Raw genomic sequence first — 19,837 nt, forward strand, 5'->3', positions numbered from 1 at the left:
GATCGCACTAATAAGTGTCCGGTTCATGCCAGGGCTGCTTGTCCAGGTAAGTGATCTTCGGCTCGGCGCCGAGATCTTCGAGCAACTTCGAGCCGCGCGGCGAGTGCGAGAGCCGCGCCACGCGGCTGTTGGGGTCGTTCAGGTCGCCAAAGATCAGTGCCGTGGTCGGGCACGCCTGCGCGCACGCCGGCTGCAGCACGCCATCCACCAGGCCGCGGTCCTCGGCCTTGGCCGTGATCTTCGCCGCCTTGATCCGCTGCACGCAGAACGTGCACTTCTCCATCACGCCCACTTCGCGGATCGAGACGTCGGGATTGAGCTGCAGGTTGAGCGGCTTCACCCATTCCGGGTTGAAGAAGTTGAAGAACCGCACGTTGTACGAGCAGGCGTTGGCGCAGTAGCGCGTGCCAATGCAGCGGTTGTAGACCTGGGCGTTCAGACCGTCCTCGTTCTGGTGGGCGGCATAGGTCGGGCACACGGCTTCGCACGGCGCGTTGTCGCACTGCTGGCACAGCACCGGCCGGAATTTCACCCGCACGTCGGGGAAGTTGCCCTCGTAGTAGCGCTCGACGCGGATCCAGTGCATGGCGCGGCCGCGCGCCGCCTGTTGCGAGCCCACGGTCGGAATGTTGTTCTCGGCATGGCAGGCCGTGACGCAGGCTTCGCAGCCGGTGCATTTGTCGAGATCGACGGCCATCCCCCATCTGTAGGCCATTAGTGCTCGTCTCCCCTGCCGTGCGTCCAGTCGGGCCGTTCGCGGGTGGCGCCGCCGAACAGGATCAGGCCGTCCTTGTCAGGCCCGCCGACCTTCGCGATCTTCACCCGCGTTGCCGACCACGCCAGCGTCCCGGTCTCGGCGATCGTCGCCGGCGCCAGGATCGCAATGGGATTCACGCCACGATTGCTCGCGTAGCGCGTGAAGTTGGTGTGGCCCTGCCCGACCGGCATGGCCACCGCATCCGGCGCAATGCCGGGATTGAGGAACGCATGCGCGCGGACGCTGCCTTGCGTGGACGTCACCTCAATCAGGTCGCCCATCTCGATGCCGAGCTCGCCCGCCTTGATTTCGTTGATCTCCACCCAACTGCACCACATGGCCGACGACATGGGGTCGGGCATCTCCTGCAGCCAGGGCAGGTGCGCCAGCGACCCGTCGTAGAGCGCCTGCGAGGCAAAGGGCAGGAAGTGATACGGGTATTGCGCCGCATCACCATCGAACTGGGGCTCGGTCCACGTCATTGACGCCGATGTAGCGTCCGGCTTCAGCCGGGCCATGGGCGCCGATGTGGCGTCCGGCTTCAGCCGGACCTCGGGCGTCGGCGCGGACAAATACTCCTCGAACGTGTTCGGCAACGCCGGCGCGATCGGCTTGGCCAGCTTGCGCGAGACGTCGAGTAACACGTCTGGAGTGGACCGCGTGTCGTACAGCGGCCGCATCACCGGGCCGAACTTGCTCGGCGCGGCCTTCGCCGATCCGCTTTCCGGCGCGGCCTCCACCCACGATTCGAGGAACGAGTGATCCGGCAGGATCAAATCCGCCAGCGCGCTCGTCTCGTCGACGAACGAGCCGAAACTGACAATGAACGGCACGCGCTTCAACGCCTCGGCCACCTTCCACGACGCCGGCGATGCAAACACCGGATTCACATCGTCGATCAGCAGGAGCTTTGGCGCCGCATCGAGAATCTCCGTGAGCGGGCGGGTTGCGGCCTGGGTCGCCTGCGGCACGAACGAGAAGCCGCCAGACTGATTCAAGGCGTTGGCGGCGAGGTTCAGCGTGTTGACGGCGTGGGCGTGGAACGCGGCGTTGGTGTGCGCGAGCGGCGCACCGCCGACGATCGCCACCGACGGGCCGTTGGCGGCGAACTCGCGCGCGAGGCGCTCGATCTTCTCGACCGGCACACCGGTCTTCTCGGCGACCTTCGCGGGCGCGTAGTCACCCGCGCCGGCGGTCTTGTTCAGCACCGCGGCCATGGCCATGGCCAGCAGACCTTCTGTACCCGGCTTGCACGCGACGAACTCGTCGGCGTTGGCGGCCGTTTGCGTCAGGCGCGCATCGACGTGCACGAACTTCGGCCTCGCGCCGGGACCAGCCTGGCGCATGCGCCCATAGGCCACGCTCTGGGCGACGGCGGAGTTCCACGTCCCGAGGAAGTCGGCGCCGAACGAGATCACGTAGTGGGCGTTCTCGAGGTCGACCGTCGCCAGCTGGTGCGCGCCAAACGATTGGCTATTCGCGCGCCTGAGGACCTCGTCCGAGAACAACTCGTAGGTCACCGGCGGCTTGGCGCCGAATCGCTGTAACAGGTCCGCGACCAGTTCGAGGCGGCGTCCGCGGCGCGGCTTGGCGAGGAAGGCCAGTGACGCCTGATCGTTGGCGGCCACCAGCGCGTCGAGTTGTCCCACCAGTTCCTTGATCGCCTCGTCCCACGAGATGTCGGCAAACTGCCCGCCGCCGCGCTCGCCGGACCGCTTCTTCGGCTGGTCGAGTCGGTCCGGGTGGTAAGTCACCTGAATCGCCGCCTGGCCGCGCGGGCACAGCTTCCCCTGGCTGATCGCGTCGTCGGGATTGCCCTCGAGCTTCTTGACCAGGCCCATCCGGATCACGCCGGGCTTGCCGTTGCGGAAGACCTCGGCGTCGCCTTCCATCACCCGCGCGATTACGCCGCAGCCGGCGGCGCACAAGGGGCAGATGCTGGGCTTCCAGGTCGCGACGCCCGGCACGAGGTCGTCTTCAGGGATGAAGCGAATGATCTGGTTTTCGGGATTACCGCACGCGGTGAGCGCGGCGGTGGTGCCGGAAATGGCGGTGAGCTTGATGAAGTGGCGGCGGTCCATTGGGCTCACACTGAATCAGTAATGACAGGTCAGGCAGTCGTTCGACGCCTGCTTTTCCTTATGGCAGTTCACGCAGAACGACATCGTCATGTTCACGGCGCGACGGGCGACGGTCTGTTCGGCCTGGTTGCCGTGACAGGTCGAGCACGCGACCTTGGCCCGAATGTGCGGGGCGTGGTTGAAGCGCACGTGCGCCTGCGGCTGGTAATCGTAGACGCGGTTCCAGTTCAAGTCGAGGCCCTGCTCCTGCATCTTGGTGAGCTGCTGGATCAGTGGTCGATCGGTGGCGATCTGCGAGTGGCAGATCATGCAGGTGTTGACGTTCGGGAGGCCGGCCCGCGGCCCCTGCTCCACGCCGGTGTGGCAATCGGTGCAGACCGCGCCCTTCGACAGGTGAATCTGGTGCGAGAAGTCAAACGGCTGGGCGACCGTGTCGGGCCGCGAGTCGAAGAAGGACTTGATCGCGTCGCCAGCCGTGGCGTGCGCAGGCGTGAACACCGCCGGCGTGCCCCAACGGGAACGATCGGCGGCGCCCGACGGCTGGCCGGGGCTTGCGAACTCGCAAGCCGCCGTCGCCATGGTTACCACGAACAGGAACGCCAACGCCCAGTACGGCCAGGCGCCGGCGGCCTTACGTCTTGGGAATGCCACCGAGACTGCGAACGTAGTGGACGAGGTTCCAAGTGTCCGCGTCGGTGATCTTGCCCTTGAGACCCTTCATGTCGTACTTCGGCGGCGCGCCGTTCTGGATGATCCAGAAGATCTCACCTTCGCTCGAGCCGCGCGTCCACGTCGCGTCGGTCAGGTTGGACGGCGTCATGGTTTTGGGCGCCATGGTGCTGTCGCCGGCGCCGGTGTTGCCGTGGCAGAACCGGCAATATTTGGTGTAGAGCTGTTTGCCCGCGTCGATGGCTGCCGGAGACGAAGCGAACGCCGCCTTCATCTTCCTGGCCTCGGCCGGCACGGCCGCGGGGCCCGCCGGGGCCGCCTGCGCCCATACGCTTACGCCGGTCACCACGACCCAGGCGAGGGCGACGCCGCCAAAGACTGCGCTAAATTTGCGATTCATGTGAGAATTTTCACACAGGGTCGCATTCCGTGCAACCAAATGTCTCCTTATCGCACCCATAGAAAAAGCGGAGGCAAAGGAGCACGAAAAGCGATGGTGGCCTTTGCCGGCCCATTTGTCGGGAGGGCACATCTTGTCGGGAGGGCGCCACTTGTCGGGATACGAAATTCAACCAGCCACGCCTGACCACCTTCCCAAGGTCCGCGACCTGTTGCGCGAATACGTGGAGTGGATTGGGCTCGATCTAGGGTTCCAGGAGATCGACGCGGAACTCGATGCCCTTCCCGGTGATTACGCGCCGCCGCGCGGCGTCCTGCTGGTCGCATGCCCGGAAGGTGGTGAGCCGGTCGCGATGATTGCGCTGCGCCCCGCCAAAGCGCGCAGCGCGAAGGCGGGCGAAGCGCCGAGCGCGAAGGCGGGCGAGATGAAGCGGCTCTACGTGCAGCCGTCGGCGCGCGGCCAGGGGTTGGCGCGCGCGTTGATCGTGCGGCTGCTGGACGAGGCCCGGGCCCTCGGCTACCACGAGATACGACTCGACACCCTGCCGATGATGGGCGACGCGCAGGGGCTCTACGTCGCGCTCGGGTTTCACGACATCGCGCCGTATTACGACACGCCGATCGCGGGGACGCGGTTCATGGGGCTGCGTCTCTGAATTGCTCCCCACGGGGCGGCAATTCTTGACGGGGGCGTTGACGCTTGACGGGCGGAGCGTCACAACGGAGGGCAAGGAGAGCCGCCCCGTCGGGATCTGTTTGTGCCGCCCCGCCAAGAAGTCCCCTCGCGCTATCATTGACTGTTGACTCGACTGCACTTGAAGGTGGCCGGCGTTCTCTCGATGTTGGCGCTGTCGCTTCTGGCGACGGCCCAGGGTTCCTCGGTGACCGTGTTGTCGCGCGAGGGGAGCAAGACGCTCCCCGTCACGACCATCAACAACCTCGATTACGTCGCCGTGGACGACGTCAATACCGCCTTCGGCACCACCTCGCGCGAAGACCGGCTGGCCGGCGGCCTCACCATCTCCATCCGCGGGCGCTCGATCGTCCTCACCGAAAACCAGAACGTCGTCTCGGTGAGCGGCCGCCTGGCGTCGCTCCCGGCGCCGCCGATCCGGCGCGACAACCGCTGGTTCGTCCCGGTGGACTTCATGCCCCGCGCGCTGGCGCTGGTGCTCGACACGCGGATCGACCTGCGGCGCGCCACGCGGCTGCTGGTCGTCGGCGACCTGCGGGTGCCGCGCGTGGTCGCGCGCGTGGATGCCGGCACCACCGACGTCGCCGTGACCTTCGAGGTCACGCCCAACACCGAAGCGCGCGTCGTCAGCCAGCAGGGCCGGCTGGTCGTGCAGTTCGAAGCCGACGCGCTCGAACTGGCGCTGCCCTCCCTGCCGCCGCAAACATTCCTGCTGGGCCTCTCGCCGGGCGAGGCGCCGAACACCGTGATCCTGACCACCGGACCGCGATACGCGATGCATCGGGTCACCACGTCGCAGGCGGATGCCGGGTCCGGACGCGTCACCGTGACGCTGCTGCCCGCGACCACGGCGGATGCCGCGGCGGCACCGGCGCCAGCGCCGGCGCCGGCCCCGGATTCGCGATTCGTCATTCCGACGCAGGGGCCGTCCACCGGACTGCGCACGGTCGTGCTCGACCCCGGCCACGGCGGCGAGGAGATCGGCACGCAGGGCGCCAACGGCACGCTCGAAAAAGACGTCACGCTCTCGGTGGCGCGCCGGCTGCGCACGCTGATCGAGAGCCGCCTCGGCGCCAAGGTGTTCCTCACGCGCGAGGACGACCGCACGCTGTCGCTCGACGACCGATCGGCGTTCGCCAACAACCACCAGGCCGACGTCTTTCTCAGCATCCACGCCAATTCGGCGGTGCGCCCGGCGATGAAGGGCGCGGAGGTCTATTTCCTGACCGTGGAACGCGCCGACGCCGAAGCGCGGAAGAAGGCCGGCGACAACGCCACCACGTTGCCGGCCCTGGGCGGCGGCTCGCGCGAAATCGACCTCATCCTCTGGGAAACGGCGCAAGCGCGCTACCTCGAACAGTCGTCGGCGCTGGCCGGGTTCGTGGAGCAGGCGCTGACGGGCCGCATCGAGATGAGCCCGCGCGCGGTGCAGCAGGCGCCCTTCCGCGTGCTGGTGGGCGCCAACATGCCAGCGGCGCTCGTCGAGATCGGCTACCTCTCGAATGCCGAGCAGGAAACCCAGCTCGCCTCCAGCACCTATCAGGACCGGGTGGCGCAGGCCCTCCTGGACGCGCTCATCAAATTCCGCGAGTTCCTTGAGCACTAGACCCTCCAGGAAGCTGGCGCCGCGACAGTGGGCGGCCATCGGCGGCACGGCCGTGGTGGCGTTGCTGTTTGCGTGGGCGCTGATCGCCGGCCTGAGCCGGCTGTTGAGCGCGCCCGCCCCCGGCACCGTGGCCGGTGACACGCCGGCGCCGCCACCACCCGCGGCCGCCGCGGACCCGGCGGTGCCGAAGATCAAGGCCACGCTCTATTTCGCGTCGGCAGACGGCCTCCAGTTGGTGCCGACCGAACATGACGTGCCGCTCGCCGAGGGCGTGGTGGCGCAGGCGCGGGCGATCCTCGAAATGCAACTGTCGGCGGAGCCGCCGGCGCCGCTGGTCTCGACCATTCCCAAGGGCGCCACGCTGCGCGGCATCTTCGTGTCGCAGCGCAACGAGGCGTTCGTCGATCTCGACCCGATCATCAAGACGTCGCACGGCGGCGGATCGCACCAGGAACTGATGACGGTCTACACCATCGTCAATGCGCTGCTCACCAATCTGCCGAGCCTGCAGGAAGTGCAGATCCTGATCGGCGGCCAGGAAGTCGACACGCTCGCCGGTCATGTGGACCTGCGGCGCCCACTACGGAAAAATGAGATATTGAGTCCCCAATGAACCGCTTGAATGACCGCGCGCCCGGCGAGCTTCGCCCCACCACCATCACGCCGAACTTCTCGATCCATGCGGAAGGCTCGGTGCTGATCGAAGTGGGCTTCACGCGCGTGATCTGCACCGCCAGCGTCGAAGACAAGGTGCCGCCGTTCCTGCGCGGCGCCGGCAAGGGATGGGTCACGGCGGAATACGGCATGCTGCCGCGCGCCACCTCCACCCGCTCGGGCCGCGAAGCCTCGGCCGGCAAGGTCGGCGGCCGCACCATGGAGATCCAGCGCCTGATCGGACGGTCGATGCGCTCGGTGATCAAGCTCGAGCAACTCGGCGAACGCACGATCTGGCTGGACTGCGACGTCATCCAGGCCGACGGCGGCACGCGCTGCGCGTCGATCACGGGCGCGTTCGTGGCGCTGGTGCTCGCACTGGGCAAGCTGAAACAGAAGGAGCAAATCCGCACCATCCCGATCGCCGACTACGTCGCCGCCACCAGCGTCGGCATTGTCAGGGGCATGCCGCTGCTCGACCTCGCCTACGAAGAAGATTCCAAGGCCGACGTCGACATGAACATCGTCAAGACCAGCGACGGCCGCTTCATCGAGATCCAGGGCACGGCCGAAGCCGAGCCGTTCGGGAACGACGCGCTCGTCGGCCTGCTCGCGCTGGCCGACAAGGGCATCACCGACCTGATCGAGAAACAGCGCGCCATCGTGGGGTCCATCCTCGGCCGATGAACCCCGCCTTCGACAAGGCTACGGTGGGCAGGCTTCTCGTTGCCACCACCAATCCCAGTAAGCTGAAGGAAATCCGGCCACTGCTCGGCGGCCTGGCCATCGAGCTGGTCACGCTCGCCGACGTGGCGGGCGTGCCGGAGCCGGAGGAGACCGGCCAGACGTTCTGGGAGAACGCCCGCATCAAGGCGCTGGCGTACGCGGAAGCGTCGGGCCTGGTGACCGTAGCTGAAGACTCGGGGTTCGAGGTCGACGCGCTGGACGGCGAACCCGGCGTGCAGTCTGCGCGCTTTCTCGGCCCATCGGCATCCTATGAAGAACGCTTCGCCGAGATCTATCGCCGGCTGGCCGGCCGGGTCTCATCCGCCCGGTTCGTCACCGCGCTGGCCGTCGCGCGCGGCGACGAGCTCCTGTTTGAAACCGAAACCTCGGTCGAGGGTGTCGTCGCGGCATCTCCACGAGGCGCGCATGGGTTCGGCTACGACCCGATCTTCTTCTACCCACCCCTGGGCCGCACCACGGCCGAGCTGCCCGACTCAGAAAAGGCGGCGGTTTCTCATCGCGGCCGCGCCCTCCGCGATTTGCAGCGCTGGCTGAAAAACGAACCTGCTTCAATCTTACGCAAACCGTAAAAAGGAAGCAGGTTCACTTTCAGGCGCGGCCAAGGGCGCGAAGCTCGTGTTCGAGCGTCTGCGCCAACCCTTCTTCAATCGGCCGGGCCGTGAAACCCAGCTCGCGCACGGCCTTGGCGTTGGATCCGAAATACGTCGTGCCGGCCAGCACGCGCAACGCCTCGGGCGTCAGCGACGGCGGCAGGTTGGCGAAGCGCCCAACCAGCTTCATGAGCGCGGCCATGCTGCGCATGGTCCTCGGCCCGGGGTGCAGGAGCGGCGCGCGCACGTGCGCGAGCTTCGCCGCCACATCGAACACGTACTCGAAGGTGTGTTGGGGGCCGGTGATGATGTAGGTCTCGCCCGGCGTGCCCTTCTCCATCGCCAGGATGTGCCCGCGGGCGGTATCTTCGACGTGCGCCCAGCAGAAGGCGGTGCGGGCTGGCGTCATCGGCAGGCGGCCGCGGAGCAAGTCCACCAGCGCGGTGTGCACGCCGCTCGTATCACCGGGGCCGTAGACCAGGCCCGGCATGACGATCATGAGCGGCAGCCCCGCCTCCATCCTCGGCACCGCCACCCGGTAGTGCGCGATCCACTTGGTGCGGTCGTAATCACTGAGGTGGGAGCCGTCGTAGCGATAGGTCTCGTCGGGAACGGCGCCCTTGGTATCGGAGAACACCGCCACGGTGCTCGTGTAGACGCCGCGCGGAATCTGCAGCGTGCGCATGGTCTTCAGCACGTTGCGGGTGCCATCGACGTTGATCTGGTCGGCCAGGGGTTCGTGGACGCCGACCTTGTACCAGGCCGCCATGTGAAACACGCCGTCGGCGCCCTCCATGGGCGCCCGCAGCGTGTCGCGATTGGTGATGTCGCCGGCGTGCATCTCCACGCCGAGCGCCTTGAGCATGCCGGCCTTCTCAGGCGAGCGAACCAGCGCCACCACCTTGTGGCCGCGCCCGATCAACTGCTTGACGATCTCTCCGCCGATGAAACCGGTTGCGCCCGTGACGAAGTATTTCGCCATCCCCGGCACAGCTTACTACGCGTCAACTCCGGCCATGGAGGACGCCGGGGAACTCAGAGGCCTCTATTCAACCCCCACCAACGCGACACCGGTCGGAACTTCCGTATTCCCCACGGCTCCCAAACCCTCAACCAGATCCGCGATCAAATCCTCCGCATGCTCGATGCCCGGCGACAGCCGGATGAGCGTGTCTGACAAGCCCAGGGCCGCGCGCTGATCGGCCGGGATGGACGCGTGCGTCATCCGCGCCGGATGGCACACCAGCGACTTCACCCCACCCAGGCTCTCCCCCAGGGTGAAGAAGCGGCGGGAAGACACAAACGCCGTCACGTCATCGACCGTGCCCTCGAGTTCAAACGACAGCATGCCGCCGAAGCCCGTCATCTGCTGCTTCGCCACGTGATGCCCTGGATGGTCCGCGAGCCCCGGGTAATAGACGCGCCTCACTGCCGGGTGTGACGTCAGCGCCTCGGCGATGCGCCCGGCGTTCTCGGCATGGCGTTGCACACGTAATTCGAGGGTCTTCAGGCCGCGCAGCGTCAGCCAGCAGTCCAGCGGCGCCGGTACGGCGCCAATCGCATTCTGCAGGAACTTCACCGGCTCGAACACCGCGGCATCGCGCGCCAGCACGGCGCCCTGGATCAGATCGGAGTGCCCGGCGAGGTATTTCGTCACGCTGTGGACGACGAGGTCGGCGCCGAGCGCGAAGGGTTGCTGGAACACGGGCGTGGCGAAGGTGTTGTCCACGACCACGAGCGCGCCCCTGGCGTGCGCCAGTCCGGCAATGGCGTGAATGTCCGACACCAGCAGGCGCGGATTGGTCGGCGTCTCCAGCCACACCAGCCGCGTCTTCGTGGTGATGGCCGCGGCGACCGCGTCCAGGTTGGTGGTGTCAACCGGCGTGACGGCGAGCTCGAACCCGGCGAAGACGCGATTGAGCAGTCGATAGGTACCGCCGTAGACGTCGATCGGGACGATCACCTCGTCACGAGGACGCAGGTACGCCTGCAGCACGGCGTGCTCGGCGGCCAGTCCCGACGCGAACACCGCGCAGTGTCGCACGCCCTCGAGTTCAGCGAGCACGTCTTCAAGGCGCTGCCGCGTCGGGTTGTTCGTGCGCGAGTAGTCGAAGCCACGATTGACGCCGGGGCTCTCCTGCTCGTAGGTCGAGGTCTGGTAGATCGGCGCAATCAGGGCGCCCGTTGATGGGTCGCTCGGTTGAGCAGCGTGAATGGCGCGGGTCGCGAATCTCATAGGTCTCCAGGTGCTTGAGTGCGTGGGTGCTGGGGTGCTTGGGTGCTGACCATTCGGCGGAATGGGACGGCGTCCACGCGATGGGTGTGGCGGAGGCGCGCGACGGCGGCGGCGACGGCCGCCCGCGTCTGGGGGCCGACCAGCAGCCAGCGCGAGCGCCCCGGCGGACCGGCGGCGATGCCGACAACGTTGAGCCCCGCGGTGTTGACCAGGCTGGCTATCGCGGCATCTGAGGGCACCACGCCCGGAAAGGTCGCGCGAACGAACCATGGCGTCACTGGGGACGTCGGCGCCGCCAGTCTCGCCACCCTCGCCGGCCCGGCGCCGGGGCCGCTGACGAGTGCGGTCGTCACGTACTTGCCGTCGAGTCGAATGGCGTGGAGCGCGCCGCCGACGATGGCGAGAGGGTCGGTCACCGGCAGAAACGCGGGACCGGCAAACGCGCGGACGCCCGAATCGTCGCGCTCGGCGAAAGCCACGTGCTTGAGCGTGCCGCCGTTCGCGGTGGCGGCGAGCTGGTCATCAGGGGTCGCACCACGGAGGCCGCTGACATCCAGAGCGGCCTGCGCCAGGCCGCCCCATCCGAGCGCCGTGATCAGCAGCGCCAGCTTGCCGGCCGCGTCCCCACCGTCGAGGTCACGCGACGGATCCCCCACGATGGCCAGCAGGCGGTCCACCGAGGCAACAAGCGGCTGGGATGCGACAGCGTCCAGAAGCAGCGCGACCGACGCGGCCGTGGCCACGTGGCAGAAGGACACGCCGGGATCCGTGATTCGGGAGCCCGACACGTCCGTTTCGCACTCGTCCAACAGTGATTGAATCGCCACGACCCTCATCTCTCCCCCAAGGGGGCGGGAGTTAGCACCACGGCTCTTGCAGCCAGGTTGCTGTGGCGTCTGCGGGCCCGTTCCCTCAGCCACTCTCGATAACCGTCCTGCCGCGCGGGCAAGACCTAATCAATGTATGTCGATGTGCTGATTGATGTCAAGCGTCAGCGATAATTGCCGCCTCATGAGACGTCTCTTGCTGGCACTCCTCGTGATCCCCGCCGTCGCGGGCGCCGATACCTACCCACGCCAGGCGGGCGTGGACGCCATCCACTACGTCTTCCGGCTCTCACTCGGTGATGCGTCCGACGAGATTGCCGGCGACGCCTCGGTGACGGTGAAGTTCACGGCCGACGGCGTGCGCGAGGTGGTGCTCGATCTCGCGTCCGCGAGCGCGGGCAAGGGGATGACCGTCGCGTCGGTTGGGCCGCTGCCCTTCACCCACGCCAGGGACCGCTTGTCGGTCACGCTGCCGGCGCCGTCGAAGGCCGGCCAGGAGTTCACCTTCACGGTCAGCTACAAGGGCGTGCCCGCGGACGGCCTGCGGCTGGGCGCCAACATCCACGGCGAGCGGACCGTGTTCAGCAAGAACTGGCCGAACCTCGCTCGCCAGTGGCTGCCGATGATCGATCATCCCTACGACAAGGCCACCGGTGAGTTCATCGTCACGGCCCCGGCCCACTACCAGGTGGTCTCGAATGGGTTGCTGATCGAAGAGATCGATCTGCCCGGCGGCCTGCGCCGGACGCACTGGAAGCAATCGGTGCCGATTTCGTCGTGGCTCTACGCGCTTGGCGTCGCGCGCTTCACGTCCCACCATGCGGGCACCGTGACAGGCGTGCCCCTGCAGACCTGGGTGTTCCCGCAGGATCGCGCCACCGGCCTCGTCACGTTCGAGGAACTCTCACGCCGCGCCATGACGTTCTTCGTCGATCACGTCGGCCCCTACCCGTACGAGAAGCTTGCCAACGTCCAGGCGGCGGGCGTCAACGGCGGCATGGAACAAGCCAGCGCCATCTTCTACGGCGAGAAAGACGTGGCCGCCGGCCGCGCGCCCGTCGTGCACGAGATCGCGCACCAGTGGTTTGGCAACGCGGTGACCGAGCGCGATTGGAACGACGTCTGGCTGAGCGAGGGGTTCGCCACCTACTTCGCGCTGCTGTTCACGGAACACGACGAAGGCCGCGACGCCTTCGTCGACGGCCTGACGCGCAGCCGCGACCAGGTGCTCGCGCTCGAACAGAAGCTGCCCGACACTCCGGTGGTCCATCGCAACCTCGACGACATGAAGAAGGTGCTCAACAGCCTGGTCTACCAGAAGGGCGGCTGGGTCCTGCACATGCTGCGCGCCGAGGTCGGCACCGAGGCCTTCTGGACCGGCATGCGCGAGTACTACCGGCGCTACCAGAACCAGAACGCGTCAACGGCGGAGTTGCGAACCGTGTTCGAGCAGGTGTCGGGCAAGCCGCTCGACTGGTTCTTCGCGCAGTGGCTGACGCGGCCCGGCGTGCCGAAGCTCGAAGGGTCGTGGCGTTACGACGCGGCGAAGAAGCAGGTCGAAGTGACACTGACGCAAGCCCAGGTTGCCGACCCGTATCGCCTGAATGTGGACATCGGGGTCACGGCCACGCCAGGCGCGCTGCCAAGAATCGAACGGGTCGAGATGGCCGCCAGGACGGCGACGATGATCTTCGCGGTGGACGGCCAGCCGGCCTCGGTGACCGTCGATCCCGCGACCTGGCTCCTGCACGACGCCGGATCTTTTTCCAAGCGCCCGTAAGCTACACTCCTCACGGAGAATGCTTATGCCCGCACGCACTCGACGCCACCTCCTTTTCGTTGCCCTGCTTGCGCTGGCGACCGTCCTTCCTGCGGCAGACGCCGTCGCCCAAGACACGGCCAAGCCGCTGTGGTCGGGCCGTTTCGACGTCGAGCCCAACAAGGCGCTGCTCGCCTGGGGCGCCTCGTTCGGCTTCGACAAGCGCATCTTCGAAGACGACGTGACCGGCAGCATGGCGTGGGCGGAAGCGCTGGCCCGCGCCAACGTGCTGACGCCGGCGGAAGCGCAGGCCATTCAACGCGGCCTCTCCGCCATCCTCGAGCGCGGCCGCGCCGACGCGGCGTTCCTGTCCGGTGCGGACGAAGACGTCCACTCGTTCGTGGAGCGCGTGCTGATCGAGCGCATCGGCGAGCCGGGGCGCAAGCTGCACACCGGCCGGTCCCGCAACGACCAGGTCGGCGTCGACATGCGCCTCTACGTGCGCCGCCGCATCCCGGACATCCAGCAGACCCTGGTCGCGGTGATCGACGCGCTGGTCACGCAAGCGGCATCCGCAGGCGACGCGGTGATGCCGTCGTACACGCATGTGCGGCGCGCGCAGCCGGTGACGGTGGCGCACTACCTGCTCGCCCATGCCGCGGCGCTGCGGCGTGACGTGGAGCGCTTTACCGTGGTGCGCGCCGAGGCCGACGCCATGCCGCTCGGCGCCGGCGCGATTGCCGGCACCAACTACGCCGTCGACACCGCGTTTCTCGCCGCCAAGCTCGGTTTCTCGAAGGTGGTGGCCAACAGCATCGACGCCACGTCGGACCGCGACTACGTCAGCAGCTTCCTGCATGCCTCGGCGCTCGCCATGGTGCACCTGAGCCGCCTGGCCGAAGACGTGGTCCTGTTCACCGGCGAGGAATTCGGCTTCTTCGTGCTCTCCGACGCCGTCGCCACGGGCAGCAGCCTGATGCCGCAGAAGAAGAACCCGGACCCGATGGAACTGGTGCGCGGCAAGGCCGGGCGCGCCATCGGCAACCTCACCGGCTGGCTGGCCACCATGAAGAGCCTGCCGAGCGGCTACAACAAGGATCTGCAGGAAGACAAGGAAGCGCTGTTCGACACCGAAGACACGCTGATGGGCTCCGCCGGCGCGGCTGCGGTGGTGGTGCGGACACTGACGCTCGATCGCGCCCGCACCACGCGTGGGGCGTCCGGCTTCCTGCTGTCGACCGACGTGGCCGACTACCTCGTGGCCCAGGGCATTGCGTTCCGGACCGCGCACGAAGTGGTGGGCGGCATGGTCCGCAAGATGCTGGCCGACGGCAAGGAATTCGAGACGCTGACACCCGCGGAGTGGAAGGCGTATCATCCGGCGTTCGGCGACGGCGTGATGAAGGTGGTGACGGCGCAGGCCTCGGTGCGCGCCAAGCGGACGCCGCAGTCCACCAATCCCGACGCCGTGAGCGCGCAGCTCGCCGAGATTCAACAGTGGCTCTCGAGCCGGAAAGCGAAATAGGCGTGGATCGAGAGAAGGAGAATGGTCGGGGCGACTGGATTCGAACCAGCGACATTCCGCTCCCAAAGCGGACGCTCTACCAGGCTGAGCCACGCCCCGGACCAGGCCCTATTGTAGCCCGGCCGGCCACCAATCATGCTTACCATCCCGGTTCGCTACCGCCGCGCCCAAAAGGGCCGGTTTCTTGGATGCAACTCGCTCATGCGTTGAATCTGCGCGCGCGGTTGCGTACGATGGCGCACATGGACAGTTCGCACCCTGGTTCGTCGACACTCGCATTCGCCTTCGCCTCCGCCTCCGCCCGCCGCACGCCGCGCCAGCAGTTCGCCCCCGTCTGTCTCCAGATTCAGCGCTGCCTGCTCCAGCAGTCGCAGCAGCAGTAATCCCCACAACCGTTAGTCCGTGAATGCCGCCGGCGCCCTGCGCCGCGTGGATGTCGATCCATTTCTCGAGGTGGCCCGTGAAGTCGTGGTTCCTGGTGTTCGTGTATCTATTGATGGCGGCCGAGGTGTCGGCCCAATCGCGGCGGACGCCGCGCCCGCTCGATCCGCTCGCCGCCGACACGCTCGAGCAGGCCGTTGCCGGCTCGCCGCTGGTCCGTGATCTGATCCGCCGGCTGGAGGGTTCGAACCTGATCGTGCACATCGAGTCGTCCCGCCAGCTGCCAATGGGCGTCAGCGGAACCATGCGGTTCGTGACGAGCCGCGGCGGGTATCGGTACGTGCGCATCTCGCTGGCCACCGACCTGCGCCCGGAGGCGCGGGCGGCCATCCTCGGCCACGAGCTGCAGCACGCCTGCGAGCTCGCCGCCTCCGACGCGCACGACCTCGACGCGGTGCGGCGCTTGTATCAGGCGTCGGGCCACCGGCTCCTCAGCGGCCAGGATTTCTTCGAGACCCGCGCCGCCAGGATTGTGGAGCGCCAGGTGCGGTCGGAACTACGAGCGGAACCTCTCCACGGCGCGGCATCATCCCGACCCGAGGTGCCCTCCCGACCCGGAGTGCCCTCCCGGCAGGATCGCTAAAGCCCGAGCCAGTAGTTCAACTTGACCATGAAGACTTGCGTGCCGGCGGCGCCGAAGCCGGTGCGCAGGTCGCGGAACGCGGAGAACTCCCCCGGCCGGGCGCTGTCGCTGTTGGAGACGTTCCAAACCAGATACACCGTGCTGCCCCGCTTGTATTCCCAGCGGAACACCACGTTGCTGCGCAGTGACTTGCGGTTGAAGTCAGGATTGTCGCTCACGGCCGCCGGCTCGAAGTCGTACGACTTGGGCCGGGCCAGCCGGCGGATGTCGGTGTAGTCACCGGCGGCGACGAACGGCTGCAGGTAGACCTCGAGGGTCATGTCGCGCGTGAACGCGTAGGTCGAGCGGGCCGTCACGCTGACCACGTTGCGGTGCAGGCGGCCATAGACGTGGTCGATCTCGCCGTCGCCGGTCACGTCCTCGTTCGTGATCCATTGCGCGGCGTCCTCCGCGAAGTTGTATTGGGCGCTGAGCGTCGTCTGCAGTTGCGGCACCGGCTGGTAGCGAAGGTCGGCGTTGACACCGCGGCTCCAGCCGTGCGCCTCGTTGCCAGACAGGTTCGTGCCGACCGACCCTCGCAGCCGCTTGCGCGAATCGCTGCCGACAAACCCGTTCAGGAACCAGCCGGCGGGTTTGACGATGGGTGGGCCACCGCGCGTGTCGAGATCGTCGTAGGTCTGCAGTGTCCGGCTGGTGCCGACAAAGACGTGCCAGTAATTCAGGAACTGGATCTCTCCCCCGACGAACAGGCTCTTGTCGAGCGCCAGCCGGTCGCCGTTGAACTGGGTGAAGACGTTCGAGAACAACGTGGCGCTGCGGAAGTACCTCGTCGGGTCGGGCTGGCCGAGGTTGAAGCCGGCGTTGATCAGCGTCTTGTTGTTCCGCCCGAAGAAGAACCCCAGGTCGGCGTTGCGGAAGTCGCGATCGAAGTATTCGTAGCGCCCGAACATACCCAGGTGCTTGCCGCTGTAGTTGAGGTTGGTGACACCGCCAAAGCCGGTCTGCATGACGCCGCTGATCGGTGCCCGCGTCGTCGCCCACTGGCCGTTCCAGTTGTACCGGTTCTTCGCCCAGCGCACCGTGTAGTCGATGGCGCCGGTGTAGGCGTCGAGATCCTGCTCGCGAAGAACGGCCGTCCCCGTCCCGCCCACCGTGGAGCCACCGCCCAGATCCTTCTGGATGCGGCCGACGTTATACGAGGTGTACGGCTCGATCAGCCGCTCGCCGCGGACCGTGCGGTCGCTGCCGGCCGCCGTCGATTCCACGACGGCGTATTCGCGATCGGTCAGGGCCGTGAGGCCGCCGTACGACCAGCCCCGCGCCTTCCCCGTGACCTTGGTGGCGCCGAGAATGGTGGTGGCATCGGGCCGCTCGATCACCGTCTCCCCCTCCGGCACGGCGAAGCGGCCGGGGCGCTGGCCGATGCGGCGGGAGTGGAACATCGGCATCTGGCCATACGACGCCACCAGCGAGCGGCTGTCTTCAATGAAGAACGGGCGCTTCTCCGGGAAGAAGGTTTCGAACACGCTGAGGTTCAGCACCGCCGGGTCCTGCTCCACCTGGCCGAAGTCGGGGTTTACTGCCGCCGACAGGTTGGTCGAGGTCCCGAGGCCCATCCGGAAATCGATGCCACCGGACAAGTCGCGGCCATACCCCGCGTCGGTGACGTGTTCCTGCCGGCCCAGCAGGAAGGGCTGCACCTCCAGGCGCCGCGGCGGCGCCGGCGCCTTCGCGAATGTGAGGTGGCCGAACCGCGAGACAAAGCCCTGCGCGCCGCGGGGCGTCGCCACCCACCGATCGACCTCGGCCCGGCCGACGATGTCGCGGCGGATGTTGAAGCCCCAGACCACCGCCTCCGCATCGGGCAGGCTGAAGCGCATCTGCGAGAACGGGATCCGGAATTCGGCGGTCCAGCCTTCAGCGGTCCGCTGCGTGCGCACCTCCCACACCGCGTCGTAGTCGCTGCTCGAACGGCTGTCGTCGAACCAGCTCATGTCGCTCTGGACGCCGGAGGGATTCGATTCGAAGGTGTAAGCGGTGAGGTGATCGTGTCGCGGGTCGAAACTGATCCTGATCTGGTCGCTGCGAGGATTGGTGTCGCGCCGGCCGAGAGCCGTCGTCACCTTCGACGGGTCCTTCATGTAATTGACCACCCCGACGAAGATCGAGCGGTCGTCGTACGCCACCTTGACGAGCGTCCGCTCCGTCGGCGGGGTCATGTTGTCGGGGTCGTTCTGCACCATGTCGTCGATGGCGTCGGCCTGGGCCCAGATCTCGTCGTCCAGGTGGCCGTCGATGCGTGGCGCCCGGTCGCCCACGTAGTAGGCCTCCAGTTCTTTCCCGGCCTTCTCGGGAACCGGCGGTTCGCCAGGCCTCGCCGGCCCCTGTGCGAATGCAGGACGGGCGAGGGCCAGCCAGAGCATCAGGAGCAGCAGTCCGACAGGCCGGGCGTAATGAAGTCGAGGCATCATCGATGGTCTTCGGCTTTAGACACCAAAACTCAACGCTCGGTCTGAAGTGCTACGCAAGAGGGCCGGCCAGTTCCGGGAGCCTGGCCGTCCACCAGGCGCGGGCGTGGTCGTTCGACCAGCCGCGGGACAGCTGGGACTGCCTGATGGAAGCCAGCAGTTCGCCGGCATCCTGCGGGCGTTCGGCGGGGTCCTTGCGCAGGCACGACAGGATCAGGTCGTCCACCTCGCGCGGCAGGCTGCCCTGCAGCCGCGCCGACGGCGCCACCGGCGCCGCGTGCACGTGATCGATCAGCGCCTGCATCTGGGTGCCGTCCGGGAACACGCGGGTCCCGGTGAGCAGGTAGAAGGCCACGCAGCCGATGGCATACACGTCGGCGCGGCGGTCCACGTCGTGCCGGCCGAGGATCACTTCCGGCGCCATGTATGCCGGGGTCCCGATCAAGTTCTGGGCGGTGATCAGCGTTTCGGTCACGGCCAGCGCCGGATCGGCCTTGCGGAACTGGACCAGGCCGAAGTCCAACACCTTCACGACGTCGAAGTCGCGGCCCATGCGGCACAAGAAGATGTTCGCCGGCTTGACGTCGCGGTGCACCAGCCCGCGATCGTGTGCCTCGGCCAGCGAGTGGCACACCTGTTCGAGCAGATACATCACCCGTTCGGCGGGCAGCGGTCCAAACTGCCTGACCAGCGACTCGAGATCGCGCCCCTCGAGCAGTTCCATCACGTAGTAGAAGCTCCCGTCATCCGCCGCGCCGTAGTCGAACAGGCGAATCGAATGCGGCGATGTGAGCAACGCGGTGGCCTGCGCCTCGCGCTCGAACCGCCGGAGCTGGGCTTGCGCGGCCGGCTCGGTGTCGCCCATGGCCTCGGGCCGCACCAGCTTCACGGCGGCGTCGCGGGCCAGCATCCGGTGCCGCGCGCGCCACACCGAGCCCATGCCGCCTTCGCCCAACAGCTCGATCAGCTCGTAGTTGCCCAGCTCGCGGGCTTCGCGCAGCTGCCGGCCCATGCGCTGAAACATGGCCGATGGCAAGGTCGCGACGACGGCCCAGATGACGTTCGGCAGATACAGCACCAGGGTCGTGGCCACGGGAGGCGCGGGCAGGCCGCTCAAATGCGCGATCCACATGGCGGCGGGCCCCATCGCCGCGGCAATCAACGAACCGACCAGGGTCCGCCTCGGCGTGCTCGGCATGATCATCGCCGACGACAGGATGAGGATCGCGATCCACGACGGATGGCCTATGGCGTGCGCGATCATGTCGATATTCCAGATCTCGAGGAAGGAAATCAGCGACGCATTGAGCAGGAGCATCCACAGGCCGGCGCCGCACTTCGCGTGCGCCGTCATGTGGACGAAGCGCAGGAAGAGGAAGGCGGCCAGCGTCAGGGTCACGGCGACCGCCTCGATCGCAAGACCCCACGGGGAGGGCGTAATGCCGACAGTCGCGGGCAGCACGAATCCGTCCATCACGAGGCCGAACGACCACATGAACGCGCTCACGCCGCTGAACAGCACGATGCGCCGCACCTGTTCGGACACCACATCGTCCGGCATGGAGACGGACGACTGGCCGCTGGGCGGCGTGTGCGGCGTCGGCAGCCGCCGGGCGACAACCTTGGGATTCATCGGGACGACGCCCGTCGCCGGGCCAGGCGGGCGCGACGACCCCACCCGGTGCACAAAAAGGCAATGCCGACCCACGAACGCATGGTGTAGTCTATGCCCAGCTCATGTTGATCGCACCGTCGGCCGCCACTCGTCCCACGATTACGTGCACGACTATGTCCATTACTG

Annotated in this window: 18 protein-coding genes, 1 tRNA gene and 1 riboswitch; of the genes, 9 read left to right on the top strand and 10 right to left on the bottom strand. The window is 67.3% G+C overall.

Translation table 11 applies throughout. The features are described 5' to 3' along the window. Positions 1 to 7: 7 nt before the first annotated feature. Genes WC815_04315 through WC815_04330 form a run of 4 tightly spaced genes read right to left on the bottom strand, consistent with a single transcriptional unit; the run spans position 8 to position 3,907 of the window. Complete coding sequence (locus WC815_04315; GenBank protein ID MFA5907983.1) at positions 8 to 715, bottom strand: 4Fe-4S dicluster domain-containing protein; 708 nt, start codon at positions 713 to 715, stop codon at positions 8 to 10. Continuing rightward, positions 715 to 2,838: a molybdopterin-dependent oxidoreductase gene (locus tag WC815_04320; GenBank protein ID MFA5907984.1), complete on the bottom strand. Its 2,124-nt coding sequence runs from the start codon at positions 2,836 to 2,838 to the stop codon at positions 715 to 717. The genes WC815_04315 and WC815_04320 overlap by 1 nt, the downstream gene beginning before the upstream one ends. Positions 2,839 to 2,853: 15 nt before the next feature. Then, on the bottom strand, positions 2,854 to 3,489 hold the full coding sequence (locus WC815_04325; GenBank protein ID MFA5907985.1) for a cytochrome c3 family protein: 636 nt from the start codon (positions 3,487 to 3,489) through the stop codon (positions 2,854 to 2,856). Beyond that, positions 3,470 to 3,907, bottom strand: coding sequence for a cytochrome c (locus tag WC815_04330; GenBank protein ID MFA5907986.1), 438 nt, complete (start codon positions 3,905 to 3,907; stop codon positions 3,470 to 3,472). Before WC815_04330 ends, WC815_04325 begins: the two co-directional genes overlap by 20 nt. 151 nt (positions 3,908 to 4,058) lie before the next feature. On the opposite strand from WC815_04330, the gene WC815_04335 reads away from it, so the two are divergent. The 5 genes from WC815_04335 (at position 4,059) to rdgB (ending at position 8,176) form a co-directional block, all read left to right on the top strand. Beyond that, positions 4,059 to 4,562, top strand: coding sequence for a GNAT family N-acetyltransferase (locus WC815_04335; protein MFA5907987.1), 504 nt, complete (start codon positions 4,059 to 4,061; stop codon positions 4,560 to 4,562). Positions 4,563 to 4,706: 144 nt separating this feature from the next. Beyond that, entirely contained in the window at positions 4,707 to 6,206 is a 1,500-nt protein-coding gene (locus WC815_04340; protein MFA5907988.1) for an N-acetylmuramoyl-L-alanine amidase, read from the top strand. After that, positions 6,196 to 6,819, top strand: a complete 624-nt coding sequence (locus WC815_04345; protein MFA5907989.1) for a GerMN domain-containing protein — start codon at positions 6,196 to 6,198, stop codon at positions 6,817 to 6,819. The genes WC815_04340 and WC815_04345 overlap by 11 nt, the downstream gene beginning before the upstream one ends. Then, on the top strand, positions 6,816 to 7,547 hold the full coding sequence (gene rph / locus WC815_04350) for a ribonuclease PH (GenBank protein ID MFA5907990.1): 732 nt from the start codon (positions 6,816 to 6,818) through the stop codon (positions 7,545 to 7,547). Before WC815_04345 ends, rph begins: the two co-directional genes overlap by 4 nt. Next, positions 7,544 to 8,176 carry an RdgB/HAM1 family non-canonical purine NTP pyrophosphatase gene (gene rdgB / locus WC815_04355; protein ID MFA5907991.1) on the top strand — a complete coding sequence of 211 codons (633 nt, stop codon included), beginning with the start codon at positions 7,544 to 7,546 and terminating at the stop codon, positions 8,174 to 8,176. Before rph ends, rdgB begins: the two co-directional genes overlap by 4 nt. Positions 8,177 to 8,195: 19 nt before the next feature. Here the strand turns inward: rdgB and WC815_04360 are convergent, their stop codons facing one another. From WC815_04360 to WC815_04370, 3 genes are all read right to left on the bottom strand, one after another. Further along, positions 8,196 to 9,179, bottom strand: coding sequence for an NAD-dependent epimerase/dehydratase family protein (locus WC815_04360; protein ID MFA5907992.1), 984 nt, complete (start codon positions 9,177 to 9,179; stop codon positions 8,196 to 8,198). Positions 9,180 to 9,242: 63 nt separating this feature from the next. Further along, positions 9,243 to 10,433, bottom strand: coding sequence for a cystathionine gamma-synthase (locus WC815_04365; GenBank protein MFA5907993.1), 1,191 nt, complete (start codon positions 10,431 to 10,433; stop codon positions 9,243 to 9,245). Beyond that, the gene (locus WC815_04370) at positions 10,430 to 11,260 is read right to left on the bottom strand and encodes a hypothetical protein (GenBank protein MFA5907994.1); all 831 of its coding nucleotides are present in this window, start codon (positions 11,258 to 11,260) and stop codon (positions 10,430 to 10,432) included. The genes WC815_04365 and WC815_04370 overlap by 4 nt, the downstream gene beginning before the upstream one ends. A 2-nt stretch (positions 11,261 to 11,262) precedes the next feature. Next, positions 11,263 to 11,365, bottom strand: a riboswitch (SAM riboswitch). 79 nt (positions 11,366 to 11,444) lie between these two features. Between WC815_04370 and WC815_04375 the strand changes: the two genes are divergently transcribed. Then, positions 11,445 to 13,040, top strand: coding sequence for a M1 family metallopeptidase (locus tag WC815_04375; GenBank protein ID MFA5907995.1), 1,596 nt, complete (start codon positions 11,445 to 11,447; stop codon positions 13,038 to 13,040). Positions 13,041 to 13,065: 25 nt separating this feature from the next. Beyond that, complete coding sequence (gene argH, locus WC815_04380; protein MFA5907996.1) at positions 13,066 to 14,544, top strand: argininosuccinate lyase; 1,479 nt, start codon at positions 13,066 to 13,068, stop codon at positions 14,542 to 14,544. A 22-nt stretch (positions 14,545 to 14,566) separates the two neighbouring features. Here argH and WC815_04385 read toward each other — a convergent pair. Next, a tRNA-Pro gene (locus WC815_04385) sits at positions 14,567 to 14,643 on the bottom strand. 143 nt (positions 14,644 to 14,786) lie between these two features. Between WC815_04385 and WC815_04390 the strand changes: the two genes are divergently transcribed. Together WC815_04390 and WC815_04395 are read left to right on the top strand one after the other, a co-directional pair. Continuing rightward, entirely contained in the window at positions 14,787 to 14,927 is a 141-nt protein-coding gene (locus WC815_04390; GenBank protein MFA5907997.1) for a hypothetical protein, read from the top strand. 77 nt (positions 14,928 to 15,004) lie between these two features. Continuing rightward, positions 15,005 to 15,568 (top strand): hypothetical protein, encoded by a 564-nt coding sequence (locus WC815_04395; GenBank protein ID MFA5907998.1) that lies wholly within the window; start codon positions 15,005 to 15,007, stop codon positions 15,566 to 15,568. Here WC815_04395 and WC815_04400 read toward each other — a convergent pair. Both WC815_04400 and WC815_04405 read right to left on the bottom strand, forming a co-directional pair. Further along, the gene (locus WC815_04400; protein MFA5907999.1) at positions 15,565 to 18,039 is read right to left on the bottom strand and encodes a DUF5916 domain-containing protein; all 2,475 of its coding nucleotides are present in this window, start codon (positions 18,037 to 18,039) and stop codon (positions 15,565 to 15,567) included. The two genes, WC815_04395 and WC815_04400, sit on opposite strands and share 4 nt — an antisense overlap. A gap of 49 nt (positions 18,040 to 18,088) precedes the next feature. Then, positions 18,089 to 19,669, bottom strand: a complete 1,581-nt coding sequence (locus tag WC815_04405; protein ID MFA5908000.1) for a serine/threonine-protein kinase — start codon at positions 19,667 to 19,669, stop codon at positions 18,089 to 18,091. Positions 19,670 to 19,837: the final 168 nt, after the last annotated feature.

It is taken from the genome of Vicinamibacterales bacterium (assembly GCA_041659285.1).
Classification (GTDB): Bacteria; Acidobacteriota; Vicinamibacteria; order Vicinamibacterales; family UBA2999; genus 12-FULL-67-14b.